Below are 23,049 nucleotides of genomic sequence, written 5' to 3'. Positions count from 1 at the left end.
CGTTGCGGACCTGCCGACGTTACCCGACATCACCTGCCCGGATAAGTCATGCGCGGTCGCCTGTTCACTCTCGTTTCCTGCCTTTTGCTCAGTATTTCCTCCGTCGACGCGGTCCACGCCGCTTCCCTGACCGAACAACGCCGTCTCTACGACCAGGCCAAGGCCGCCCTGGCCAAGGGCAACAGCGCGCCCTACATGGCCTCGCGCAGCGCCCTGCGCGATTACCCGTTGGAACCCTACCTGGCCTACGACGAACTGACCCACCGGCTGAAGACCGCCAGCAACGAGGAGGTCGAGCGCTTCCTCACCGAACACGGCGACCTGCCGCAGATCGGCTGGCTGAAACTGCGCTGGCTGCGCCTGCTGGCCGACCGCGGCGACTGGAAGACCTTCGTCAACTACTACGATCCGAAGCTGAACTTCACCGAACTCGACTGCCTGTATGGCCAGTACCAGCTGGGCCACGGCCAGAAGGCCGAAGGCTACGCCACCAGCGAACGCCTGTGGCTGGTCGGCAAGTCGCAGCCGGCTGCCTGCGACACCCTGTTCGGCCTCTGGCAGGGCGAAGGCCAGCTCACCGAGGAAAAGGTCTGGAAACGCCTCAAGCTGGCCGCCGAAGCGCGCAACTACAGCCTCGCCTCGCACCTCGCGCAGCGCCTGCCGACCCTCGGCAACCAGGGCGCGCTGATGGTCAGCGTGGCGCAGAACCCCGCCCAGCTGAGCCAGACCGGCCGCTTCAGCCAGCGCGACCATGCCACCGCCGACGTGGTCGGTCTCGGCCTGCGCCGCCTGGCGCGGCAGGACCCGGAAAAGGCCCTGAGCCTGCTCGACTACTACAGCTCGGCGCTACCCTTCTCCAGCGACGAGAAGGTCGCCATCGCCCGCGAGATCGGTCTCAGCCTGGCCAAGCGCTTCGATCCGCGCGCACTGCCGCTGATGACCCAGTACGATCCCGGCCTACGCGACAACACCGTCACCGAATGGCGCACCCGCCTGCTGCTGCGCCTGGGCCGCTGGGACGAAGCCTATGCGCTGACCCGCAAGCTGCCCCAGGATCTCGCCGCCACCAGCCGCTGGCGCTATTGGCAGGCACGCAGCCTGCAACTGGCGCAGCCGAACAGCAAGGAGCCGATCGCGCTGTACCAGAAGCTCGCCGGCGAGCGCGACTTCTACGGCTTCCTCGCCGCCGACCGCCTGAGCGTGCCGTACAAGCTCGGCAACCGCCCTGCGCACATCGACCCGCGCGTCCTGCAACGCGTACGCAACGCCGCCAGCACGCGCCGGGCCATGGAGTTCTTCAACCGTGGCGAAGTGATCAACGCCCGCCGCGAGTGGTACCACGCCGCGCGCCTGTTCGATCGCGACGAGCTGATCGCCCAGGCCAGGCTGGCCTACGACATGCAGTGGTATTTCCCGGCGATCCGCTCGATCAGCCAGGCGCAGTACTGGGACGACCTGGACATCCGCTTCCCGATGGCGCACCGCGCCACCCTGGTGCGCGAAGCGAAGAACCGCGGCCTGCACTCCAGTTGGATCTTCGCCATCACCCGGCAGGAAAGCGCGTTCATGTCCGATGCCCGTTCCGGAGTCGGCGCCACCGGCCTGATGCAGCTGATGCCCGGCACCGCCAAGGAGACCTCGCGCAAGTTCGGCATCCCGCTGGCCTCGACCCAGCAACTGATCGTGCCCGACGTCAACATCCGCCTCGGCGCCGCCTACCTGAGCCAGGTGCATGGCCAGTTCAACGGCAACCGGGTACTCGCCTCGGCCGCCTACAACGCCGGTCCGGGCCGCGTCCGCCAGTGGCTGAAAGATACCCGCCACCTGGCCTTCGACGTGTGGATCGAGACCATTCCGTTCGACGAGACTCGCCAGTACGTGCAGAACGTGCTGTCCTATGCGGTGATCTACGGGCAGAAGCTCAATGCGCCGCAGCCCATCGTCGACTGGCACGAACGCTACTTCGACGATCTCTGACCCCCAACCCGGCCCGGACGCCCGGGCCTTTCCAGTACCTTGAAAAGGACCTCAAGATGAACAAGCCCCTCGCCACCGCCCTGCTCGCCGCCTCCAGCCTGCTGCTCGCCGACGGCGCCCTGGCCGCCGACGCCTGCGGTACGCCGCGCAACGCCTTCGACAGCGTGTATTGCCGCAGCGGCGAGTTTTCCCAGGCCGACCGCGAGCTGAACCAGCAGTTCGGCACCCTGCGCAAGCACCTGAACGAGGGCCAGAAAGCCCTGCTGAAGAAGAGCCAGATCGCCTGGATCAAGGAGCGCGACGCGGCCTGCAGCGAAAGCAAGGACAACGGTTATTTCGTCAACCTCGACTGCGCCACCGAGAAGACCCGCCAGCGCCTCGACTTCCTCCGCGAACGCGAGCGCGAGTGCCTGAGCACCGGTTGCGTCGACGCCAAGCTCTGATCGCCGGCAATGGCCGCCCGCCGCAACGGCAGGCGACCGTTCCTCAGTCGAGGATTTCCACCGGCATCCCCACCTCCAGGCCGCCCTGTCCCAGCGCAATCAGGTTCTGCCCGAACAGCACCGCGCCATCCTTTTCCCGGTAGGTCTTCAGGGTCGTCAGCGGCTCGCGGTCCTCGTTGCGCTCGCCGGTCGCCGGATCCAGGGTGGTGAGGATGCAGCGGGAACAGGGCTTGGCCACGACGAACTCGACCGAGCCGATGCGGATGCGTTTCCAGCCGTCCTCGGCGAACGCGGCACTGCCTTCCACCACCAGGTTGGGACGGAAGCGCAGCATCTCCAGCGGCCGGCCGACCCGCTGGCTGAGGTCGTCGAGCGAAGCCTGGCCGATCAGCAGCAGCGGGAAGCCGTCGGCGAAATGCACCTTCTGCCCCGGCTCGGCGTAGCCGGTATCGACCTGCCGTGCGCGCGCCTCGGGAATGTGCACCAGGCGCGTCGGGCGGCCGAGGAAGCGCGTCAGCCAGTCCGCTGCGGCGTCGCCGGCATCCGGCGCCTGCAAGGTATCGCGCCAGACCGTGACGCCACGCAGGTTGGCGTCGGCTGCCGGTACTTCGAGGCTCAGCTCGGACATCCCCGGCGCATTCAGCCGCAGGACCTCCGGCGCCGCCCAGCGCGCCTGGATACGCCCCAGCTGCGGCAGCAGGCGCTGGGTGAAGAAACGTCCGGTTTCGGTGTCCACCGCCATCCAGCGTCGGTCGCCGACCACGCCCAGCGCATCGAGCGCGACGCGCTCCAGGGACTCGGCGGCGGAAGACTTGATCGGATAGCGGTACAGCGCGGAGAGACGGAACATGGAACCAGCATCCTTGGTGGAAAGATGCTGTTATACGGTGTCGCGGGAAAGGCCGACAAGACACAGACGCCACTCCAGGCAGCGGATCAGTCGGCCCCGCCCTCAGTCCTCGCGCGGCGGCTCGCGCAACAACGGCGAACCGGCCGGCAAGTGCACGCGCAGCGCGCCCGGGGAAACCGAGAAACGCAGCTTGCGTCCCTCCAGCGGCTCGCCGTCGAGATTGACGTCGAGACCTTCCGCCGCCTCCACTTCCAGCCATGGCACCCGCGCGCGGACGAACAGGCTTTCCACTCCGTTGCCACCGCCGAGCAGGGTGCCCAGGGTACCGACCATGTCCTGCGGCGTCGGCAGGATGCTCACGTCCAGCAGGCCGTCGTCCACTCGCGCTTGCGGACACAGTACGTGCCCGCCGCCGGCCTGGCGCCCGTTACCGATGCCCAGGGCGAGGAACTCGCCTTCCCACTGGAAGTCCGGGGCGCTGAAACGGCCCTGGGCGGCATGCACTTCGGAAAAACGGGTCAACCCGGTCAACAGGTAGGCGGCACCGCCGAGAACCTTCTTCAGGTCCTCCGAGGTATTCGCCGTGACCTTCGAACCGAAGCCGCCAGTGGCCATGTTGAGGAACAGCTTGCCGTTCACCTCGCCCAGGTCGATCGGCCGCGCCGTCTGGTCGAGCAGCGCCAGCGCCGCGGCCGGCTCCAGGGGAATCCCGGCGGCGCGGGCGAAATCGTTGGCGGTGCCCAGCGGCAGGATCGCCAGGCTCGCCTCGCCTCGCCCACGCGCCAGCGCTTCGGCCACCTCGCGCAGCGTGCCGTCGCCACCGCCGGCGACCAGCGTCGCATAGCCGGCCGCCAGCGCCTCCTCGACGATACGCCGGGCGTCGCCGTCCTCCCAGGTTACCCGCACCGCCAGCTCCCGCCCGGCCTCGCGCTGCGCCGCGACCGCGGCACGAACCTCTTCGTTGCCCGCCTGCTTGCCGTGCAGGACCAGCAGAACCTTGTCCTTGTCCATCGAACCGAACCCCTCGTCGTGGCCTTGTCTTTGCCTATTGACCGCGTATCCGGGACGGAAGTGCGGCGCCCGGTTCAGGCAGGGTAGCCGGTAATCTCGCGAATGCTGCGGTAGAGCGGGCGCAACTGGCGATACATGCGCAGGTAGACCTCGCCATAGAGCCGCTGGTAGATCTGCCGGGCTTCCGCCTGGGGCAGGAAAACCCGGCCGACGCGGGTCATCCCGGCCACCGCGCTGGCGACGTCCGGATAGAGGCCGAGCCCCACCGCGCAGTCGATCGCCGCACCCAGGCCGGACGCCTCGTAGACATGCGGGCGCTCGGCCGGCAGGCCGAAGATGTCGGCGGTGAGCTGCATCGCCGCGTCGCTCTGCGAGCCGCCGCCGGCCACGCGCAGGCGCACGATCGGCGTGCCCGAACGCTTCTCGATGCGCTCCTTGCCCTGGCGCAGGGCATAGGCCAGGCCCTCGAGGATGGCCCGGTAGATGTGTGCCCGGGTATGCACGTCGCCGAAACCGATCATCGCCCCCTTGGCCTCCAGTCCCGGTTCGCGAATTCCCGGCGACCAGTAGGGTTGCAGGGTCAGGCCCATCGAGCCGGGCGGCACGCCGTTGACCAGTTCGTCGAACAGTTGCTCCGGCTCGACCCCCTGCTCGCGCGCCTGCTGCATCTCGCGCAAGCCGAACTCGCGCTTGAACCAGCTGACCATCCAGTAGCCGCGATAGATCATCACCTCGGTATTGAAATGATCGGGAATCGCCGCCGGATAGGGTGGAATCAGCGGCACGGTTTCCAGGTAGCGGGCGCGAGTGGTGTTGATGGTCGCCGTGGTGCCGTAGGAGAGGCAGGCGATGGTGGGCTCCAACGCACCTGCGCCGAGCACCTCGCAGGCCTTGTCGGCCCCCGCGGCGATCAACGGCAGGCCTTGCGGAATGCCGGTGTGCCGGCTGGCCTCGGCGCTGATCTCGCCGAGCCGCTCGCCCGGCTTGAACAGCTCCGGCAACTGCTCGCGGCGTACCGCCAGCGCCTGCCATTTCCAGTCGCGCGGCGCGGCCCAGCGCAGGCGCTTGTAGTCGAACGGCAGGTAGGCCACGCAGCACCCCACCGAGTCGACGAAACGGCCGGTCAGGCGGTGGCTGAGAAAGCCGGAAAGCAGCAACACCTTGTCGGTCTTCGCGGCGATCTCCGGCTGCTCCTGGGCCACCCAGTTGACCTCGGCCTGGGCGCGGAAATGCTCCACCGCGCCCTCGGCGCCGACCAGCTTGAACAGCCAGCCCCAAGGCCCCCTGATGCGCTCGCGGACCTCCGCCCGGCGCTGGTCGAGCCAGAGGATCGCCGGCCGCAACGGCCTGCCCTCGGCATCGACATGGATCACCGTGCCGCGCTGGGTGGTCAGCGACACCCCGCGGATGAGCCCGCGATCGATGTCCACCTGGTCCCAGAGCCGCCGACAGGCCTCGCCGAGCATCGCCCAGTAGTACTCGGGGTCCTGTTCGGCCCAGCCCGGATGCTTCGAGTAGTAGGCCTCCAGCTCCACCTTGCCCTTGCCCAGCAGGTTGCCCTGCAGGTCGAACAGCAGGGCGCGCACGCTCTGGGTGCCATTGTCGATCGCCAGCAGATAGTTCTTGTCGTTCATCTCGTTCTCGTCTCGGCTGGTCAGACGGGCAGGCTGTAGTGCCGGCGCCAGAGGTCCAGATAGGCCTGTTGCTCACGTTCCCAGCGCGGGTCGTCCCAGCCCAGGCGCGCTTGGCAGAGTGCGCGGATACGCGGCAGGTATGCCGCGCCGCCTCCGGGCAACAGCAGGCCGAGGCGGGTGCGGCGCAACAGCAGGTCATCGAGATGCAGCACCATTTCCGCCTCGGCGGCGAACGCCAGTTCGGCCCAGAGCGTTTCGCTGGCACCCACGCAGTCCGTTCCGAGGGTGTCCACCAGCCGCTTGAGGCGGACCAGGTCGCGTCCGTAGCGACCGGCCAGGCGGCGTCGCTGGCCACTGCCGAGCCCGTCGATGAGCGGACCTTCGCAGGCGCCGAATACCGCCGCGCCATCGTCCGTGACCGTGCGCCCGAGCAGCGGCGCGCAGGCTTGTAGCACCTCCACCGCCAGCGGCCGGAAGGTGGTCAGCTTGCCGCCGGCCAGGGTCACGCAGCCCGGCTCGCGCCAGAGCACATGCTCGCGTTTCTCGTCGGAAGGCTTGCCGCTGTCGTCGCCGCTGCTGACCACCGGTCGCACGCCGGCCCAGGTCGACAGCACGTCGCGCGCCTCGATGGCGGCGGCGGGAAACTGCTGGGCGCAGGCCGCCAGCAGGTAGTCGAGTTCGGCGCGGCTGATCCGCGCGTCCTCCCCAAGGCCGTCGCGATGGTCGAGATCGGTGGTGCCGACCACCGTCGCACCCTCCCAGGGGAACACGAACACCGGTCGCCGGTCCGTGGCGTGCATGAAGCTGAAGGCATGGGCCACCGGCAGGCGCCAGGCCGGCAGCAATAGATGGCTGCCGCGCAGCGGGCGGATGTGCTCGCTTCCGCCGGGCTGACGCAACTCATCGGCCCAGGCCCCGGTGGCCACCGCCAGGGCGCGGCAGCGAAAGTCGAGAAGCTCGCCGCTCTCGCGGTCCTCGGCGCGCAGGCCGACCACCTGGCCGCCCTCGCGCAGCAATTCGCGCACACGCATGCCGTTGAATGCCTCGCCGCCGTCGTGACGCGCCTCGGCCAGCACCCGCAGCACCAGGCGCGCATCGTCGGTCACCGCATCGAAGAATCGCGTGCCGCCGAGCAGCCGTTGTTCCTTCAGGCCCGGCGCCAGGTAGCGCAACGCGGCGGCGTCGTAGAAACGGTGGTTGCGCCGCCCGGCAAGGGCGTCGTAGACGCTCAGCAGGCCGCCGAATACCCGCGGGCCGGGAAAGCCGCCGCGGTAGTGGGCCATCACGAAGCTCAACGGCTCCACCAGCCCAGGCGCCTCGCCGAGCAGGCGCTGGCGCTCGCGCACCGAGTCGCGGGTCAGCCGCCACTGGCCCTTGGCGATGTAGCGCAGGCCGCCATGGACCATCTTCGACGAGCGGCTCGAGGTGCCCCAGGCGAAGTCCCGCTGCTCCAGCAGCAGGCAGCGCCAGCCGCGCCGCGCGGCTTCGCGGAGGATGCCGGCACCGCTGATGCCGCCGCCGACCACGATCAGGTCCCACTCCTGCCCCGCCAGCGCCGGCAGGCGGCGGCGACGCCACTCCTCGTTCCAGGCTGAAGTCATTCCGCTCAGTCCTGCAGCAGGGTGCCGCGGTTGAGCCGCCCGGCCGGGTCGAAGTGTCCGGCCATGGCACGCAGCGCGGCGACGCCCAGTTCGCCCTTCTCGCGGGGCAGGTAGGGTGCGTGGTCCTTGCCGACGCCATGCTGGTGGCTGATGGTGCCGCGATTGTCGACGATCGCCTGGCTGGCCGCATGCTTGAGACGCTTCCAGCGCTCCAGCGTCGCCGCATAGCTCGCGGCCGGACGGAACACGTAGGTGGTATAGATGCTCGACCCCTCGCCATAGACATGCGAGAGGTGGGTGAACACATGGACCTTCTCGCCCTCGGCGGCCAGGCCGTCGCGCAGGCTGGCCTCGATCTTCTGCAGCAGGCCGTCGACGTTGCTCCAGTCGGTGGCGGTCTCCAGGGTGTCCACGGCGTAGCCCGCCTGCCACAGGGCCTCGCGCAGGTAGGGGAAGCGGAAGCGGTTCTGCGCCCACTTGCGCCCCAGCAGGGTGCCGGTGAAGACCCCGCCGAAGCGTTTCAGCAAGGCCTTCGCCTGGCTCAGCGACAATCCGTTCTGCCGACGGTTGCCAGTCACGCCGAAGGTCAGCATGCACTTGCCCTCGCCCGCGCCGCGCAGTGCCAGGTATTTCTCCAGCCAGGCGATCTGTCCGGGATGGCCGGCCAGGGCCAGTTGGGTCATGGTTTCCACGGCGTTGGACAGGCGCAGCATCGACAGCGGCACGCGCGCCTGGGCCAGCTCGCGGGTGGCTTGCAGGGCCTGCTGCCAGTTCGGCAGGAAGACGCTGTAGAAGCGCTCGTCCTCGGCCAGCGGCGAGACCCGCACCTTCACCGAGGAAATGATCCCGAAGCGTCCCTCAGAGCCCAGCACCAGTTCGCGCAGGTCCGGTCCCGCCGCGGATGCCGGGAAGGTAGCGATTTCAAGCGGCCCGGCGAAGGTCTCCAGGGTCCCGCCGGCGAAAAGTTGTTCGATCCGCCCGTAGCGCAGCGACTGCTGGCCGCTGGAGCGACTGGCGACCCAGCCGCCGAGGGTCGACAACTCCCAGGACTGCGGGAAATGCCCGAGCGTGTAGCCCAGCGCACGCAACTGGCTCTCCACCTGCGGGCCGGCGGCGCCGGGGCCGAAGGTCGCGACCAGGCTCTCGCGGTCCAGATCGAGCAGGCGGCTCATGCGCTCCAGCGAGACCGTCAGTACCGGCCGCCGCGAGGCTTGCGGATTGATATGGCCGGCCACGGAAGTACCGCCGCCATAGGGAATCAGTTGCAGGTCGCGGGAGTCGGCCAGGGCCAGCAACTCGCGGATCTGCTCGGCGGTTTCCGGATAGGCCACGGCGTCCGGGTAGACGCCGAAGTCGCCCTCGCGCATCGCCAGCCAGTCCGGCAGGCTCTGCCCGCGGGCATGCAGCAGACGCTCACGGGGGTCGATGCTGTAGCGCGGATCGGCCTCCAGGCGCGACGCCGGGACCTTCGCCAGCGCCGCCTCCAGGCTGGCGTCCGGCAAGCGTGCGCCCTGCCCGACCAGTTCCGCCAGGAACCCACGGGCGCTGTCCGGCAATTCGACCACGGTGCTTTCTTCGCCCCAGCCATTCCAACGGCGCATGAACCTCTCCCCTCGCTTGTCGCGGCAACCTGTTTATCGGAACCTTTCTGGCTGCCTATACTAGCCAGCCGCCCTCGCCTGTCACTGTCGGATCGAGACACTCCCTGTGACCGATCAAGACAGCCGGCACGCACGCCGGACGGCCTGTTCCACCCGCCACGACAAGAACAACGACCATGCAGACCCTTGGCTCCACCTCGGTTCCGGCCCTGCTGAAATACCTGCGCCATGCCGAACGGCTCGGCCTGGACATCGCCCCTGCCCTGGCCGCCGCCGGCCTCCAGGCCGACCAGCTCAACGACAATCGCCAGCGCCTGCCGGGCGAAGCCCACGAGCGCCTGCTCGGCTATTTCTGCGAGCATTCCGGCGATCCCCTGTTCGGCCTGCATTCGGCGCGTTTCGTCCAGCCCGGCTCCTGGAGCGTGCTCGGCTACATCGCGATGAACTGCGCCACCCTGGGCGAGGCCATGAGCCGCATCACGCCCTACGAGAAGCTGGTCGGCGACATGGGCACCAGCCGCATCGAGGCGGCCGGCGGGCAGGTCCGGCTGATCTGGAACTGCCGCCACCAGACACCCCTGGTACGGCGCCACATGGTCGAGCACGTCCTGGCTTCCTGGGTCCTCTACGCGCGCTGGATCGCCGACCTGGAAGGTTCGCCGGACGAGGTCTGGCTGGAACACGACCTGCCGGACGGAACCCGCGTGGAAGACTACGAGACCTTCTTCGGCTGTCCGGTGCGCTTCGCCCAACCCTGTTCGGCGCTGCTGGTACCGCTGGACTACCTGGCGCTGCCGCTGCGCCAGGCCGACGCGACGCTGCTGCGCACCCTGGAGGAACATGCCCTGGCGCTGATGGCCGAGCTGGACGATGACGAACCGCTGCCGCTGCGGGTGAAGAACGCCCTGCGCCAGCTACTCAAGGACGGCCTGCCGCGCAAGGAACGGGTGGCGGAGAAGTTCGGCATGACCGTACGCACCCTGCAACGCCACCTGCAGCAGGCCGGCAGCAGCTACCAGCAGACCCTCGACGAACTGCGCCGCGAACTGGCCGAGCACTACCTGCTGCATAGCGAGCTGCCGATCCAGGACATCGCCCAGTACCTGGGCTTCACCGAGTCCCGCTCGTTCCATCGCAGTTTCAAGGGCTGGACCGGGCAGACGCCCGGCGAGTACCGGCAACGGCGGAAGGAGCCGGCGGCGCAATGAGAACGGCGGCCATCCGGCCACCGTCTCAGTCGAGCAGTTCGCTCAGCGGAATGAACGCCACGCCCTCGCCTTCCACGAGGGTACGTCCCTCGCGGACCTCCACCAGCCCCTCGGCCCAGGAAGCGCTGCGCAGTACCCCGGAACTCTGGTTCGGATAGAGCACCGCGCGGCCCTGCTCCAGGCGACCACGCAGGTACTCGCGACGCTGCCCCGCCTTGGTCCAGGCGAAGCCGGCCGGTACCTCCACCCGCAGCGGCGCGACCTGCGCCACGCCGAGCCGGCGCAGCAGGTAGGGACGCGCCAGCAGGGCGAAGGTGACCAGGGTCGAAGCCGGATTGCCCGGCAGGCCGATCACCGGGATGCCCTGGAACTGGCCGACGGTCAGCGGCTTGCCGGGTTTGATCGCCAGCTTCCAGAGGGTCAGCTCGCCGGCTTCGCGCAGCGCCATGCCGAGGAAGTCGGCCTCGCCCACCGATACGCCGCCAGTGGAAAGGATCAGGTCCACCCCGGCCAACCCGGCCAAGCGCTCGCGGGTACGTGCCAGGTCGTCGGGAAGGATACCGGCGTCGAGCACGTCGCAGCCCAGGCGTTGCAGCCAATCCTTGAGCAACGGACGGTTGCTGTTGTAGATCTGCCCGGCCTGCAGCGGCTGGCCCGCCTCGACCAGCTCGTCGCCGGTGGACAGCAGCGCCACCCGCGGCTTGCGTCGCACCTCCAGGGCCGCGCAGCCGAGCGAAGCCGCCAGCCCCAGTTCGATGGAGCGCAGGCGCGTGCCGGCCGGCAAGACCAGGTCGCCCTGGCGGATTTCCTGGCCACGCGGGCGCACATGCTGGCCCGCGCGCAACGGCTGGGTGAAGCGCACGCGGCCATCGTCGAGCGCTTCGGCGTTTTCCTGCATCTCTACCAGATCGGCGCCTTCCGGCAGCGGCGCACCGGTGAAGATCCGCGCACAGGTACCCGCTTGCAGCGGCTCCGGCGCCTGTCCGGCAAAGATCTTCTGGCTGACCGGCAGTGGCTCGCCGTTCCAGTCGGCGAGGCGCAAGGCGTAGCCGTCCATGGCGCTGTTCGGCCACGGCGGCAGGTCCAGGCCGGCCAGCAGGTCGACCGCCAGCACGCGGCCGCCAGCCTGCTCCAGGGGCACCTGCTCACACGTATCGATAGGCGTTTGCGCGGCCAGTTCGAGGAGCCGTTCCAGCGCCGTCTCGACCGGCATCAGCCCCGGCTGTTCGCAGCAGCCGCTCACCCGCGGCTCTCGCAGGGCGCCGCCTGTTTCAGGTGCGGGACGAAGTTGCACGGGCGATGACGGGCGTCCAGTTGCTCGACGAGGATGCCTTCCCAGGCAGTGCGGCAGGCGTTGGTGGAGCCCGGCAGGCAGCAGACCAGGGTGCCGTTGGAAAGCCCGGCCAGGGCCCGCGACTGGATGGTGGAGGTACCGATGTCGGCCAGCGAAATCTGCCGGAACAGCTCGCCGAAGCCGTCCACCTGCTTGTCCAGCAGGCAGGCCACCGCTTCCGGGGTGCTGTCGCGGCCGGTGAAACCGGTGCCGCCGGTGATCAGCACGACCTGCACGCTATCCTCGGCGATCCAGGTCGCGACCTGTGCGCGGATCCGGTATAGGTCATCCTTCAGCAGCACGCGAGCGGCCAGGTTGTGCCCGGCCTCGGTCAGGCGGTCGACGAACAACTGGCCTGAAGTATCGGTTTCCAGGGTACGGGTATCGCTGACGGTCAGGATGGCGATGTTCAACGGCACGAATGCCGTTTCGGCCTTGTGGCTCATGGGGTTGGCCCTTGCTTGTGGACGTGATCGCGGTGTTATATCACAGGCCCGACACGGAGACCCCAGATGCCCGATAGCGCCCTGCCCCCCTGCTCCATCCTTCTCCTGGCGGGAGGCCGCGGCCAGCGCATGGGCGGTCGCGACAAGGGCCTGATCGAGTGGCAGGACCTGCCCCTGATCGCCCACCTGCATCGCCTGGTGCGCCCGCTCACCGATGACCTGATCGTCTCCTGCAACCGCAACCAGGAACGCTATGCGGCCTATGCCGACCGCCTGGTGAGCGACGACAGCCGAGACTTCCCCGGCCCGCTCGCCGGCATCCGCGCCGGCCTGGCGGTGGCCCGGCATCCCTGGCTGCTGGTGCTGCCCTGCGACGCGCCGCGCATCGACCGCGCCTTGCTGGAAACCCTGCTGCAGGCCGCCGGCCGCACACCGGCGCGCCCCTGGATGCTGCGCTGCGGCGGCCAGTGGGAACCGCTGTTCAGCCTGATCCCGACGCACCTGGCCGAAGAGATAGAACACGCCTGGCGCCAGGGCGACCGTAGCCCACGCCACGTCCTGTTGCCGCTTGGCGCGGAGGCCATCGAGCTGGCCGCGGGCGATCCGCGGCTGGCCAACCTGAACACCCCCGAGCTGTTGGCTAATCACCGCGAACTGAAGTAAAACGGAAGGGACGTCGAGTCGAATTTTCTCGAAGGTGAGGGGAACACTCGTTTTTAGGGGGGAACTCTTCCTAGAACTCGTCTGTCAGAAACTCGTAACTTCAAAGTCTGACCGCACAGGAGAACTGCGCAATGATCAAGCGGATGCTACCCGCCCTCCTCCTCGCCGTAGGCCTCGGCGCCCTCGCGGGTTGTTCCAGCCCTACCGTGATCACCCTCAACGACGGACGTGAAATCCAGGCCGTAGACACCCCTTCCTATGACGAGGATTCCGGCTTCTACGAGTTCGAACAGCTCGACGGCAAGCGCGCCCGCGTGAACAAGGACCAGGTCCGCACCGTCAAGGAACTCTGATACCGTCGCGTAACAGGTTTTCCTGAAGACCCCGTCGACTCGAACGAGCGACGGGGTCTTTGCTTTTTCGCCCGGGGAAACCGGGGCTCGAAAAAAAATTCATCTAACCCCTTGTGTACCAAAACTTTTTCTGTAGAATGCGCCCCAACAAAACGGAGCGTAGCGCAGCTTGGTAGCGCGTCTCGTTCGGGACGAGAAGGTCGCTGGTTCGAATCCAGTCGCTCCGACCATATCCCGAAAAACCCGCCTCAACGGCGGGTTTTTTATTGCCTGCGATTCGGCCTTTCTCACAGGGTACGCAGGTAGGCCACCAGGTCGCCCTTCTCTTCCGCGGACAGCTTGCGCTCCAGCACCAGGTTGAAGAACTCCACGGTGTCCTCCAGGGTCAGCAGGCGGTCGTCGTGCAGGTACGGCGGCGAATCCTTGATCCCGCGCAACGGGAAGGTCTTGATCGGCCCGTCGGCGGACGCCATCACGCCATTGACCAGTTTCGGATCGTAGAAGCGCTCCACCTTCAGGTTGTGCATCAGGTTGTCGGTGAAGTAAGGCGGCGCATGGCACCCGGCGCAGGCCGCCTTGCCGTAGAACAGCTTTTCGCCACGCAATTCCTGCTCGCTGGCCTTGCGCGGATCGAGCCGCCCCTCCACATCCAGCTTCGGTGCCGGGGGGAAGTCCAGCAGCGCCTGGAACTCACCCATGAAATGCACCTGACTGCCACGCTCGAGCACGTTCACCCCCTTCTTGGTGGCGATTACCGGATCACCGTCGAAGTAGGCGGCGCGCTGCTCGAACTCGGTGAAGTCCTCGACGGTCTTCAGCGCCCTCTGCGAGCCGAACAACCGCTGGATGTTCACCCCGCGCAGCGTCGGCGTGTCGATGCGGTGGCGGAACGGCTGCGGGCGCACATCGCCGGCCAGGTGGGTAGCGGCATTGGTGTGGCCGTTCGCATGGCAGTCGAAGCAGGCTACGCCGCGGCTCGGATGCTCGCTACGGCGATCGTCGGTGAGGTTGAACTGCTGCTGCGGAAAGGCCGTTAGCAGCAGGCGCAGCCCTTCCAGCTGCTTGGGATTGAGAATCCCGTTGAACAACTCGAAATAGTTGTCGATGGTCACCAGCTTGCCCTTGGACACATCGCCCAGGTCAGGCCGGGTGGTAAGGAACATCGGTGCCGGGAATTCCGGCAGGAAGTGGTCCGGCAGGTCGTAGTCGAGGTCGAAACGAGTCAGATCGCGGCTTTCCTGGCGCTTGATCTCGTCGATGAGGAACTTGGGAAAGACCATCCCGCCTTCGGCATGGTTAGGGTGCGGCAGCGGCAGGAAGCCACCGGGGAACAGCCCCTGCTTGCGGATTTCCTCGGGGCTCAGCCTGGCCAGTTCCTCCCAGCTGGTGCCGGCCGGCAGCTTCACCCGGATCCCCTCCTGCAGCGGCTTGCCGCGCGTCATGCTGGCGCCCTTGGCCGGCCTGTCGCTGAGATCGTAACGCTGCTCGAGAAGCGTCTTGTGGGCCTGTTCGATCGACGGCTTGTTCGCCGTCATGCGCTTCATGATGGTGGCGAAGTCCTCATTGATCACCACCGGCGAATAGCTGGAAGTCTTGCTTGGCTGCTCATCCCCCGCGACCACGGCGGATTGCAGCCCCAGGGCGAGCGGCATGACCCAGAGGGCATGGCGCGTCCAGGCGGGCGTTTTCATCAGGCGTCCTCTTTCGTTATGAGGAAACGCCGAGCCTCGTCGTCCCGACCCCCACACCCCGGCGGTCCGCGACAGCGGACCGAACGACCTGCGACGCGTCCTGCGCCACGCGGGTTCCCGGCTGTTTCCAGTCAGTCCTGAAGGGAACTCAGGGTTTATCCATCGCCCTTAGGCCTAGCCGAACGCAGCCTGCCGAGCCAATAGACTCAGGCTATGAAAACCATTGAGAAACGCCTATGCATCGCTTCGCCAGCATCGCCGAAGCCAGGCACCGCGCGGCATGGGGGAAGGAAGCGGAACGCAGTCCGGTTTGCGCATAGAGCGCGGGGTTACCAGCGGTGCCGCGCTTAGCGCGAATGAATAGGCATCAGCAGCTGAGGAAGGCTGCGACCTGCTCGGCCTCGAACGGCCAGTTCAGCTCGGCGCCATTGTCGCAGCGGCGCAGCACCGGGATCCGCAGGCCATAGTGCTCGACCCAGGCTTCGTCGTCGGCGATGTCCACCAGTTCGACCAGCAGGCCATGTTCGACGAAGGGCATCAGCACCGCCTCCGCGACTTCGCAGAGGTGGCAACCGAGGGTTCCGAAGAGTTGGCATTCCGGGGGCATCGAAAGGACCTGTGCAGTGTTTCGCGGCGATGGTAGCACCCGCGCTCAGATGCCAGCGACCTGCAACAGACTTTCGGCCGCCTGCCGGGCCTCGCGGGCCTGGTCCGCCGGCCCGTGGATGTGCGCCATCACCAGGGCGCCCTCCATCAGGTATTGCAACTGCCGCGCAAGCAGTGCCGCCGAACGCACGCCCAGGCGCTCCAGCTGGCGCTGGAAGTAGGCTTCGACGAAGGCCTTTTGCTCGGCCGCCTGGCGGTGGATCGGATGCGAGCGCTCATGGAACTCGGCGGCGGCATGGATGAAGGCACAGCCACGGAACGCCTCGTCCTGGAGAAACTCCTGCAGACCATCGAACACCGCCAGGATCGCCGCGCGCGGCTGCAACCGCGCCTCGGCTTCGAGCATGCGTTCGGCGGTACGCTGCCGACGCACCTCCAGGGCGGCCATGATCAGTTCGTCCTTCGAGCGAAAGTGTTTGTACAGCGTCATCTTCGCCACGCCGGATTCGGCCAGGATGCGGTCGATGCCGGTGGCGTGGTAACCCTCGCGATAGAACAGGTCGACGGCGGTGCTGAGCAGTTGCTCGCGTTTGCGGGATGTCATGGAAAGCCTCCTGAGCGGCCCATTATGCGCGACCCTGCCGCCCCCTTGAACCGCTCTGCGTCGCTCCCCGGACGAATACCGACGGAAAAAGGCGAACGCGTGTCTTGAAATATACAGACCTGTCTGTCTAATATCCAGACACCAATACCCGCCTGGAACCCTCAGATGAAACTCCATGACCTGGATCTCTCCGGCAACGCCTACAAGGTCCGCCTGTTCCTCTCCCTCATCGGCCGCGAGGCGACGCTGCGGACGGTCGACCTCCTCAACCGCGAGCACAAGACCCAGGCCTTCCTCCGCATGAATCCTCGCGGGCAGATCCCGGTACTGGAGGACGGCGACCTGCAACTGGGCGACTCCCATGCCATCCTCGTCTATCTGGCGCGACGCCATGCCGATCCCGTGTGGTATCCGCTCGACCCCGTCAGCCAGGGCCGAATCGCCTACTGGCTCAGCTATTCGGCCAACGAGGTGCAGAACGGTCCGGCCAGCGCCCGGCTGATCACTCGCTTCGACCTGCCGCTGGATCGCGAGCAGACCCACCAGCGAGGCCTGGAAGTGCTGCGCCTGGTCGACCGGCACCTGGCCGAGCATCGCTGGCTGGCCCAGGGCGAACAGCCGAGCATCGCCGACGTGGCCCTCTACCCCTACCTGGCCCTCGCCCCCGAGGGCGGCCTGGCGCTGGACCACTACCCGGCGCTGAACGCCTGGATCGCCCGCATCCGCGCGCTGCCCGGCTACATCCCGATGCCCGGCCTGTAGCTCGGCAGGAGGCAGCATGAGCCAGGAACAGAGCCCCTTCCACGCCGGCGAACTGGCGATCCAGGAACGCGCCGGCGTTCGCGAACAGGTCGCCAGCTTCGGCAGCCGCGCGATCCGCACCTTCATGCCGGACCAGCATCGGGAGTTCTTCGCCCTGCTACCGCTGTTGCTGGTGGGCAGCCTCGACGCCGACGGCTACCCCAGCGCCTCGGTGCTCTGGGGCCCCCCGGCTTCGCCCGTTCGCCGGAACCGACCCGCCTGCGCATCGACAGCCTGCCGCAAGCGGACGATCCGCTGGCGGCCAATCTCGAGGCTGGCACCCGCCTCGGCATCCTCGGCCTGGAATGGCCGACCCGCCGCCGCAACCGCATGAATGGACGGGTCCTGGCGCGGGACGGAAAGGGTTTCACGGTCGGCGTCGAGCAATCCTTCGGCAACTGTCCCAAGTACATCCAGGCGCGCAGCCATCAGCCCGTCTCCAGGATCGCAAGTCCCGCGTTGCAGGGCGAAGGACTCGATCCACGCTGGCTGTCGCTGGTCTCGCGCAGCGATACGCTGTTCATCGCCAGCCAGCATGCCGACCCACTCAGGGGCGGCGTCGACGTCTCCCATCGGGGCGGGCCGCCGGGCTTTCTCCGGCTCGGCGCGGATGGCCGCCTGTGGGTGCCCGACTACGCCGGCAACCGCCTGTTCAATACCCTCGGCAACCTGCTCCAGGAGCCTCGCTGCGGCCTCCTGTTCATCGATTTCGACAACGGCGACCTGCTGCACCTGCACGCCGAGGCTGAGCTGTTCTGGCCGGGTTCGCAGCCATCCATCCCCTGGCCCGCCGGCGCCGAGCGCCTGCTGGCGTTGCGCCCCGCAGGCTGGCGCTGGCGGCGTGGCCGCCTGCCGCTGGCATTCGGCGAACCCCAGCCATCCCCTTTTCTTCCTGCCGGTGAATCTTGATGCCTTTCCTGTATCGCCTTGCCTCGTTGTTGATCGCCCTCCTCGTCCTACCGGTGCAGGCGGCGGAAATGCGAGTCGCCCTGTTGCGCACCTCGGGAGTGGAAACCCTCGATGCGCTCACCGTCGACGGCGGCTCCTGGGTGCGCCAGGTGCCGCTCAGCCATACCGCGGTGCTGATCGAGCACCATGCCGCCACCCTGCTCTTCGACACTGGCCTGGGGCGCGACATCGACGCCCAGTTCCGCGCCGACATGCCCTGGTGGGCGGCGCCGCTGTTCGCTTACCAGAAAGTCGTCCCGGCGCGCGACCAACTGGACGCCGCCGGTATCCGCGTCGATCGCATCCTGCTGTCCCACGCGCACTGGGATCACGCCTCGGGCCTGGTCGACTTCCCCAAAGTACCGGTCTGGGCACCCTACGAGGAGATCGCCTTCAGCCGCATCGCCACCCCGCCGGCCGCCTTCCCCAGCCAATTCCGCCATGGCGTGCGCTGGCGACCTTACAGCTTCGATCCGCAGCCGTTCATGGGCTTCGACGAAAGCCTCGACCTGTTTGGCGACGGCCGCCTGGTGCTGGTCCCCCTGCCCGGCCATACGCCCGGCTCGGTCGGTCTGTTCGTCACCCTCGACAGCGGGCGCCGGCTGTTCTTCAGCGGCGACACCAGTTGGCGACTCGAAGGCGTCGAAGGCCCGCGGCAGAAATTCTTCGCCGGCCGCGCCCTGGTCGATCGCGATCCCGCGCGCACCCTCGCGCAACTGGCGAAGATCCGCCTGCTGCTCCGCAGCGACCCGCGCCTGAGCGTGATTCCGGCGCACGATGCGCGGGTCCAGGCCGCCCTGGGCTACTTCCCGCACTGGCTGGAATAGCGGGAACGCCCGTCCTAGACAGGGTTCGTGCCAATTCTCGGCCACCCTCGACTAATGTCTAACAGTGGCCGTCTTCCTGTAGTGCTTAAGTAACCGGGCTGTCACAGGCCGACGTGGCGTCACGCCGCCGCCATCGGCCTGCCCCAAGCGCTCGAGGAGACAATAACAATGAGCATGACCCCGATCGCCCGTGCCGTGGCTTTTGCCACGCTGGGTTCCAGCATTACCGTCCCAACCCTGGCCCATGCCGAGTTCATCAAGGACAGCAAGGCCAGCATCGAATTCCGCAACTTCTACTTCAACCGTGATTTCCGCCAGGAAGGCGCCAGCCAGTCCAAGGCCGAGGAATGGGCCCAGGGCTTCCTCCTGCGCTACGAGTCCGGCTACACCGAGGGCACCATCGGTTTCGGCGTCGACGCCATCGGCCTGCTCGGGGTGAAGCTCGACTCCAGCCCCGACCGCAGCGGCACCGGCCTGCTCAAGCGCGACCGCGAGACCGGCCGCGCCCAGGACGACTACGGCGAGGCAGGGATCACCGCCAAGCTGCGGGCGTCGAAGAGCACCCTGAAGATCGGCACCCTGACCCCCAAGCTGCCGGTGATCATGCCCAACGACAGCCGCCTGCTGCCACAGACCTTCCAGGGCGGCGCGCTGAACTCCATGGAGATCGACGGCCTGACCCTCGACGCCGGGCGCCTGAAGAAGGTCAACCAGCGCGACTCCTCGGACAACGAGGACATGACCATCACCGGCGGCGGCAAGCGCAACATCGTGGTCCGTTCCGGGCTGACCTCGGACAAGTTCGACTTCGCCGGCGGCAGCTACAAGTGGACCGACAACCTCAGCACCAGCTACCACTACGGCAAGCTCGACAACTTCTACAAGCAGCATTACCTCGGCCTGGTGCACACCCTGCCGATCGCCGACAAGCAGTCGCTGAAATCCGACATCCGCTGGGCGCGCTCCACCGACGACGGCTCCAGCAACGTCGACAACAAGGCGCTCAACGCCATGTTCACCTACAGCCTCGGCTACCACGCCTTCGGCGTCGGCTACCAGAAGATGAGCGGCGACACCGGCTTCGCCTACATCAACGGCGCCGACCCCTACCTGGTGAACTTCATCCAGATCGGCGACTTCGCCAACAAGGACGAGAAATCCTGGCAGGCGCGCTACGACTACAACTTCGCCGGCGTCGGCATTCCCGGCCTGACCTTCATGACCCGCTACGTCAAGGGCGACAACATCGACCTGCTGACCACCTCGGGCGAAGGCAAGGAATGGGAACGCGACATGGACATCGCCTACGTGTTCCAGAGCGGCCCGTTGAAGAACCTCGGGGTGAAGTGGCGCAACGCGACCATGCGCACCAACTACACCAACGACTACGACGAAAATCGCCTGATCGTCAGCTACACGCTGCCGCTCTGGTAACGGCAGGACCGGCGGATAGCCGCGCTACGGCCATCCGCCCCTCCCCAGAGCCCCGCGGCGGAACGAAGAGGCCACCCTTGGGTGGCCTCTTTCATGGCGGGATGCCTCGCTCGCAACGTGCAGGACGGATAGCGCCTGGGGCGTTATCCGCCGATACCCCGCCGGACCAAGGAAGTCCGCCCCCTCATTCGTGGCTGATCGCGCCAATCTTGTGGATCGACAGGTCCGCGCCGTAGTACTCCTCCTCCTGGCTCAAGCGGATGCCCAGCAGCGCCTTCATCAGCCCATAGACCAACAGGCCGCCGGCGAAAGCCACCGTCACCCCCAGCAGGCTGCCGAGCGCCTGGCTGGCCAGGCTCACCCCGCCGAGCCCACCCAATGCCTGCTGGCCAAAGATGCCGCAGGCAATCCCGCCCCAGACCCCGCAAAGACCGTGCAACGGCCAGACACCGAGGACGTCGTCGATCTTCCAGCGCACCTGGGTCGCGGTGAACGCCCAGACGAACAGGGCCCCCGCCACCAGGCCGGTGGCCAGGGCGCCGATCGGATGCATCAGGTCGGAACCGGCGCACACCGCCACCAACCCGGCCAGCGGACCGTTGTGCAGGAAGCCCGGGTCGTTGCGGCCGATCAGCAGCGACGCCATGGTGCCGCCAACCATCGCCAGCAAGGAGTTGACCGCCACCAGCCCGCTGACCCCGGCGAGGGTCTGGGCGCTCATCACGTTGAAGCCGAACCAGCCGATGATCAGGATCCACGACCCCAACGCCAGGAACGGGATGCTCGACGGCGCCATCGCCACCAGCTTGCCGTCGCGATAGCGACCGTTGCGGCTGCCCAGCAATAGCACCGCCGCCAATGCCAGCCAGCCGCCCAGCGCATGCACCACCACGGAGCCGGCGAAATCGTGGAAAGGTGCGCCGAACTCCAACTTCAGCCATTCCTGCAAGCCGAAATTGCCGTTCCACACCAAGCCTTCGAAGAACGGGTACACGAAGGCCACGATCAGCGCCGTGGCGCACAACTGCGGGCCGAACCGGGCACGCTCGGCGATGCCGCCGGAAATGATCGCCGGGATTGCCGCGGCGAAGGTCAGCAGGAAGAAGAACTTCACCAGCGCATAGCCACTGTCCACGGTCAGCGCCGCTGCCGGGTGGAAGAAGGTCACGCCGTAGGCGATCCAGTAGCCGACGAAGAAATAGGCCAGCGCCGAGATGGCGAAGTCGGACAGGATCTTCGACAAGGCGTTGACCTGGTTCTTCAGGCGCACGGTGCCCACCTCGAGGAAGGCGAAGCCGGCGTGCATCGCCAGCACCATCACCGCTCCGAGCAGGATGAACAGGGTATTGGAGCCGTGGATCAGGACTTGCACCGCACTATTCAGGTTATCCATGGATTGAGGCAGCCTTCGCGCGTAGAGAGAAAGCACCAGAAACGCCCACGCCCGTCCTTCAACGCACCATGACGAAGCAGTAGTCGTCGTGCGAACCGCCGCTTTTCTTCGGCGGACGTTTCGCAAGGTGCCTGAGGCAGCATGGAAAGCTCCCGGACTTTCCTTGATTTTCATTGGGTTGGACGTTCATCCCGAAGTACCCTCCGGGAGCGCCTGGCGCCCTCGCAAGGGGCATTCCGGCCGACGTGCGCACCAGGGAATTGCAAGCGCCATACCAGTTCGCGCCCCGTTGCGAGGCAGCCGGATGGGCGTCATCTCGCCGCAGCCGCGCCGACAGGCACGCTGTGGCAGTCTTTAATGAAAGGAGCGCCGGGAGCGACCGGCAACGCGCGGAAATTACCCATCGGTTGAACCTTCCGCCCCGCGCTCGGCTCGAAAAAAACACACCCCATGACCAGAGGAGCTCGTCATGCCCCGCAAGACCACTGCAAACGCTGCAAAGGATGAACTGTTGGCTGAATTCCAGGCACTGGTCGCCGATACCGAGAAACTCCTGCAAAGCACCGCCGACGTGGCGGGCGACCAGGCGGAAGAAATCCGCGGCAAGATCCACGACAGCCTCAAGCGCGCTCGCGATACCTTGCGCGACACCAAGGACTCGCTGAAGGACAACGTCCGCGAACGCAGCCAGGCCGCGGTGGACGCCACCGAGGTGTACGTCGGCGAACACCCCTGGCAGAGCATCGGCATCGCCGCCGGCGTCGGCTTCCTGCTTGGCCTGTTGGTCAGCCGGCGCTGAGCCATGAGCGAAGGAAAGGACCCGGCGGACGGCCGCCCCTCCCTGCGGCGCTTCGGCGCCGCCTTCCTCGGCCTGTTGCACGGTCACGTCGAGCTGTTCGGCATCGAGCTGCAGGAACAGAAGGCCAACACCCTGCGCCTGCTGCTGTTCGCCGGGCTGGCCCTGGTATTCGCCCTGCTCCTGCTGGTCGGCCTGTCGCTGCTGGTGCTGATCGTGTTCTGGGACACCAACCGGCTCGCAGCGGCGCTCGGGTTGTGCCTGTTCTACGTGATCGGCTCGCTGTTCTGCGGCTGGCGCCTGTACCAGTCGATCAACGACGAAAGCTCGCCGTTCAGCGCCACCCTGGAAGAACTGGCCAACGACCGCGAGCGACTGCTGCCATGACAAGGAAACGCGCATGAGCCAATTACCGGTGAACGCGGCCGGACTGTCGCGTCGCGAATTGCGCAAGGCGGTGATCCGCCTGCGCCTGGAAATGCAGCGCCAGCAATTGCGCCGCGAAAGCCAACTGCTGGTGCAACCCTTCCGCCAGGCCCAGGGGCTGGGCCACAACCTCAGCCAGCAATTGTTCGGCGGTGGCAATGCGGCGCTCTGGGGCGCCGGCGGAGCCGCACTGCTGAGCGTACTGCTTGGCAAGGGCGGACGCTGGCAGCGTCTGCTGCGCCTGGGCGTCGCCCTGGCCCCGCTGTTGCTCGGCCTGCGCAAGCAGAAAGGCCGTTGAAGGATGCGCCGACCGGCAACGGTCGGCGCCCTCCGTTTCCCCAACGCGACGATTGAGCTTGCCGAGGCAAACCGTTAGCGTGTCCGCATCGCCTCAGCGCATCCC

General features: G+C 67.2%; 22 protein-coding genes, 1 tRNA gene and 1 pseudogene. 13 read left to right on the top strand and 11 right to left on the bottom strand.

The window, feature by feature from the left end:
- The first annotated feature begins 48 nt into the window (after window positions 1-48).
- Window positions 49-1,977, top strand: a complete 1,929-nt coding sequence (slt, locus tag HMPREF2716_RS19035; RefSeq protein ID WP_015649145.1) for a lytic transglycosylase Slt — start codon at window positions 49-51, stop codon at window positions 1,975-1,977.
- A gap of 56 nt (window positions 1,978-2,033) precedes the next feature.
- Window positions 2,034-2,420 carry a lysozyme inhibitor LprI family protein gene (locus HMPREF2716_RS19030; RefSeq protein ID WP_023517803.1) on the top strand — a complete coding sequence of 129 codons (387 nt, stop codon included), beginning with the start codon at window positions 2,034-2,036 and terminating at the stop codon, window positions 2,418-2,420.
- Window positions 2,421-2,463: 43 nt separating this feature from the next.
- Here the strand turns inward: HMPREF2716_RS19030 and HMPREF2716_RS19025 are convergent, their stop codons facing one another.
- The 5 genes from HMPREF2716_RS19025 to HMPREF2716_RS19005 form a co-directional block, all read right to left on the bottom strand.
- Complete coding sequence (locus tag HMPREF2716_RS19025; RefSeq protein WP_003122468.1) at window positions 2,464-3,270, bottom strand: MOSC domain-containing protein; 807 nt, start codon at window positions 3,268-3,270, stop codon at window positions 2,464-2,466.
- A 102-nt stretch (window positions 3,271-3,372) separates the two neighbouring features.
- Window positions 3,373-4,281, bottom strand: a complete 909-nt coding sequence (gene yegS / locus HMPREF2716_RS19020) for a lipid kinase YegS (protein ID WP_003091230.1) — start codon at window positions 4,279-4,281, stop codon at window positions 3,373-3,375.
- Between the two features lie 74 nt (window positions 4,282-4,355).
- Window positions 4,356-5,915 (bottom strand): FGGY-family carbohydrate kinase, encoded by a 1,560-nt coding sequence (locus HMPREF2716_RS19015; protein ID WP_003109491.1) that lies wholly within the window; start codon window positions 5,913-5,915, stop codon window positions 4,356-4,358.
- Window positions 5,916-5,935: 20 nt separating this feature from the next.
- A complete protein-coding gene (locus HMPREF2716_RS19010; RefSeq protein WP_023108500.1) occupies window positions 5,936-7,516 on the bottom strand; it encodes a glycerol-3-phosphate dehydrogenase/oxidase in 1,581 nt (526 codons plus the stop codon).
- A gap of 5 nt (window positions 7,517-7,521) precedes the next feature.
- A complete protein-coding gene (locus HMPREF2716_RS19005) occupies window positions 7,522-9,117 on the bottom strand; it encodes an FAD-binding oxidoreductase (protein ID WP_023517804.1) in 1,596 nt (531 codons plus the stop codon).
- A 176-nt stretch (window positions 9,118-9,293) separates the two neighbouring features.
- Here HMPREF2716_RS19005 and HMPREF2716_RS19000 point away from each other — a divergent pair, with 176 nt between their 5' ends.
- Window positions 9,294-10,325: an AraC family transcriptional regulator GliR gene (locus tag HMPREF2716_RS19000; RefSeq protein ID WP_003116474.1), complete on the top strand. Its 1,032-nt coding sequence runs from the start codon at window positions 9,294-9,296 to the stop codon at window positions 10,323-10,325.
- A 25-nt stretch (window positions 10,326-10,350) separates the two neighbouring features.
- On the opposite strand, the gene glp is transcribed toward HMPREF2716_RS19000, so the two are convergent.
- Window positions 10,351-11,568 (bottom strand): molybdopterin molybdotransferase MoeA, encoded by a 1,218-nt coding sequence (glp, locus tag HMPREF2716_RS18995; protein WP_003162440.1) that lies wholly within the window; start codon window positions 11,566-11,568, stop codon window positions 10,351-10,353.
- Window positions 11,565-12,104 (bottom strand): molybdenum cofactor biosynthesis protein B, encoded by a 540-nt coding sequence (gene moaB, locus HMPREF2716_RS18990; RefSeq protein ID WP_070621982.1) that lies wholly within the window; start codon window positions 12,102-12,104, stop codon window positions 11,565-11,567. Before moaB ends, glp begins: the two co-directional genes overlap by 4 nt.
- A gap of 66 nt (window positions 12,105-12,170) precedes the next feature.
- Here moaB and mobA point away from each other — a divergent pair, with 66 nt between their 5' ends.
- The 3 genes from mobA to HMPREF2716_RS18975 all read left to right on the top strand — a co-directional run bounded on the left by mobA (window position 12,171) and on the right by HMPREF2716_RS18975 (window position 13,350).
- Complete coding sequence (mobA, locus tag HMPREF2716_RS18985; protein ID WP_003160650.1) at window positions 12,171-12,767, top strand: molybdenum cofactor guanylyltransferase MobA; 597 nt, start codon at window positions 12,171-12,173, stop codon at window positions 12,765-12,767.
- Window positions 12,768-12,898: 131 nt separating this feature from the next.
- Entirely contained in the window at window positions 12,899-13,120 is a 222-nt protein-coding gene (locus HMPREF2716_RS18980) for a YgdI/YgdR family lipoprotein (RefSeq protein WP_003091247.1), read from the top strand.
- 153 nt (window positions 13,121-13,273) lie between these two features.
- Window positions 13,274-13,350: transfer RNA gene (locus HMPREF2716_RS18975), tRNA-Pro, on the top strand.
- 57 nt (window positions 13,351-13,407) lie between these two features.
- On the opposite strand, the gene HMPREF2716_RS18970 is transcribed toward HMPREF2716_RS18975, so the two are convergent.
- The 3 genes from HMPREF2716_RS18970 to HMPREF2716_RS18960 form a co-directional block, all read right to left on the bottom strand.
- Window positions 13,408-14,811, bottom strand: coding sequence for a cytochrome c Snr1 (locus tag HMPREF2716_RS18970; protein ID WP_023517805.1), 1,404 nt, complete (start codon window positions 14,809-14,811; stop codon window positions 13,408-13,410).
- Between the two features lie 367 nt (window positions 14,812-15,178).
- Window positions 15,179-15,418: a glutaredoxin family protein gene (locus tag HMPREF2716_RS18965; protein WP_003113967.1), complete on the bottom strand. Its 240-nt coding sequence runs from the start codon at window positions 15,416-15,418 to the stop codon at window positions 15,179-15,181.
- A gap of 45 nt (window positions 15,419-15,463) precedes the next feature.
- On the bottom strand, window positions 15,464-16,021 hold the full coding sequence (locus tag HMPREF2716_RS18960; RefSeq protein ID WP_003109619.1) for a TetR/AcrR family transcriptional regulator: 558 nt from the start codon (window positions 16,019-16,021) through the stop codon (window positions 15,464-15,466).
- Between the two features lie 165 nt (window positions 16,022-16,186).
- On the opposite strand from HMPREF2716_RS18960, the gene HMPREF2716_RS18955 reads away from it, so the two are divergent.
- The 4 genes and pseudogenes from HMPREF2716_RS18955 (at window position 16,187) to opdQ (ending at window position 20,031) form a co-directional block, all read left to right on the top strand.
- On the top strand, window positions 16,187-16,783 hold the full coding sequence (locus HMPREF2716_RS18955) for a glutathione S-transferase family protein (RefSeq protein WP_023435272.1): 597 nt from the start codon (window positions 16,187-16,189) through the stop codon (window positions 16,781-16,783).
- A 16-nt stretch (window positions 16,784-16,799) separates the two neighbouring features.
- Window positions 16,800-17,731, top strand: a pseudogene (locus tag HMPREF2716_RS18950) (pyridoxamine 5'-phosphate oxidase family protein).
- Window positions 17,731-18,597 carry an MBL fold metallo-hydrolase gene (locus HMPREF2716_RS18945; protein ID WP_023517807.1) on the top strand — a complete coding sequence of 289 codons (867 nt, stop codon included), beginning with the start codon at window positions 17,731-17,733 and terminating at the stop codon, window positions 18,595-18,597. The pseudogene HMPREF2716_RS18950 and the gene HMPREF2716_RS18945 overlap by 1 nt, the downstream one beginning before the upstream one ends.
- Window positions 18,598-18,765: 168 nt before the next feature.
- Window positions 18,766-20,031 (top strand): porin OpdQ, encoded by a 1,266-nt coding sequence (opdQ, locus tag HMPREF2716_RS18940; RefSeq protein ID WP_023517808.1) that lies wholly within the window; start codon window positions 18,766-18,768, stop codon window positions 20,029-20,031.
- 184 nt (window positions 20,032-20,215) lie between these two features.
- On the opposite strand, the gene HMPREF2716_RS18935 is transcribed toward opdQ, so the two are convergent.
- Window positions 20,216-21,424: an ammonium transporter gene (locus HMPREF2716_RS18935; RefSeq protein WP_003091258.1), complete on the bottom strand. Its 1,209-nt coding sequence runs from the start codon at window positions 21,422-21,424 to the stop codon at window positions 20,216-20,218.
- Window positions 21,425-21,893: 469 nt separating this feature from the next.
- Here HMPREF2716_RS18935 and HMPREF2716_RS18930 point away from each other — a divergent pair, with 469 nt between their 5' ends.
- The 3 genes from HMPREF2716_RS18930 to HMPREF2716_RS18920 are packed head-to-tail and all read left to right on the top strand — an operon-like array spanning window position 21,894 to window position 22,944.
- A complete protein-coding gene (locus HMPREF2716_RS18930) occupies window positions 21,894-22,223 on the top strand; it encodes an ElaB/YgaM/YqjD family protein (protein ID WP_003091262.1) in 330 nt (109 codons plus the stop codon).
- Between the two features lie 3 nt (window positions 22,224-22,226).
- Window positions 22,227-22,607 carry a phage holin family protein gene (locus HMPREF2716_RS18925; RefSeq protein ID WP_003091263.1) on the top strand — a complete coding sequence of 127 codons (381 nt, stop codon included), beginning with the start codon at window positions 22,227-22,229 and terminating at the stop codon, window positions 22,605-22,607.
- Between the two features lie 13 nt (window positions 22,608-22,620).
- Complete coding sequence (locus tag HMPREF2716_RS18920) at window positions 22,621-22,944, top strand: hypothetical protein (protein WP_003091264.1); 324 nt, start codon at window positions 22,621-22,623, stop codon at window positions 22,942-22,944.
- The last annotated feature ends 105 nt before the right edge of the window (window positions 22,945-23,049 follow it).

This window comes from Pseudomonas sp. HMSC076A11, assembly GCF_001810205.1.
In the GTDB taxonomy this organism is placed as follows: Bacteria; Pseudomonadota; Gammaproteobacteria; order Pseudomonadales; family Pseudomonadaceae; genus Pseudomonas; species Pseudomonas aeruginosa.
Note: the sequence above shows the minus strand (reverse complement) of the source record. Positions and strands in the feature narration are given on the sequence as shown.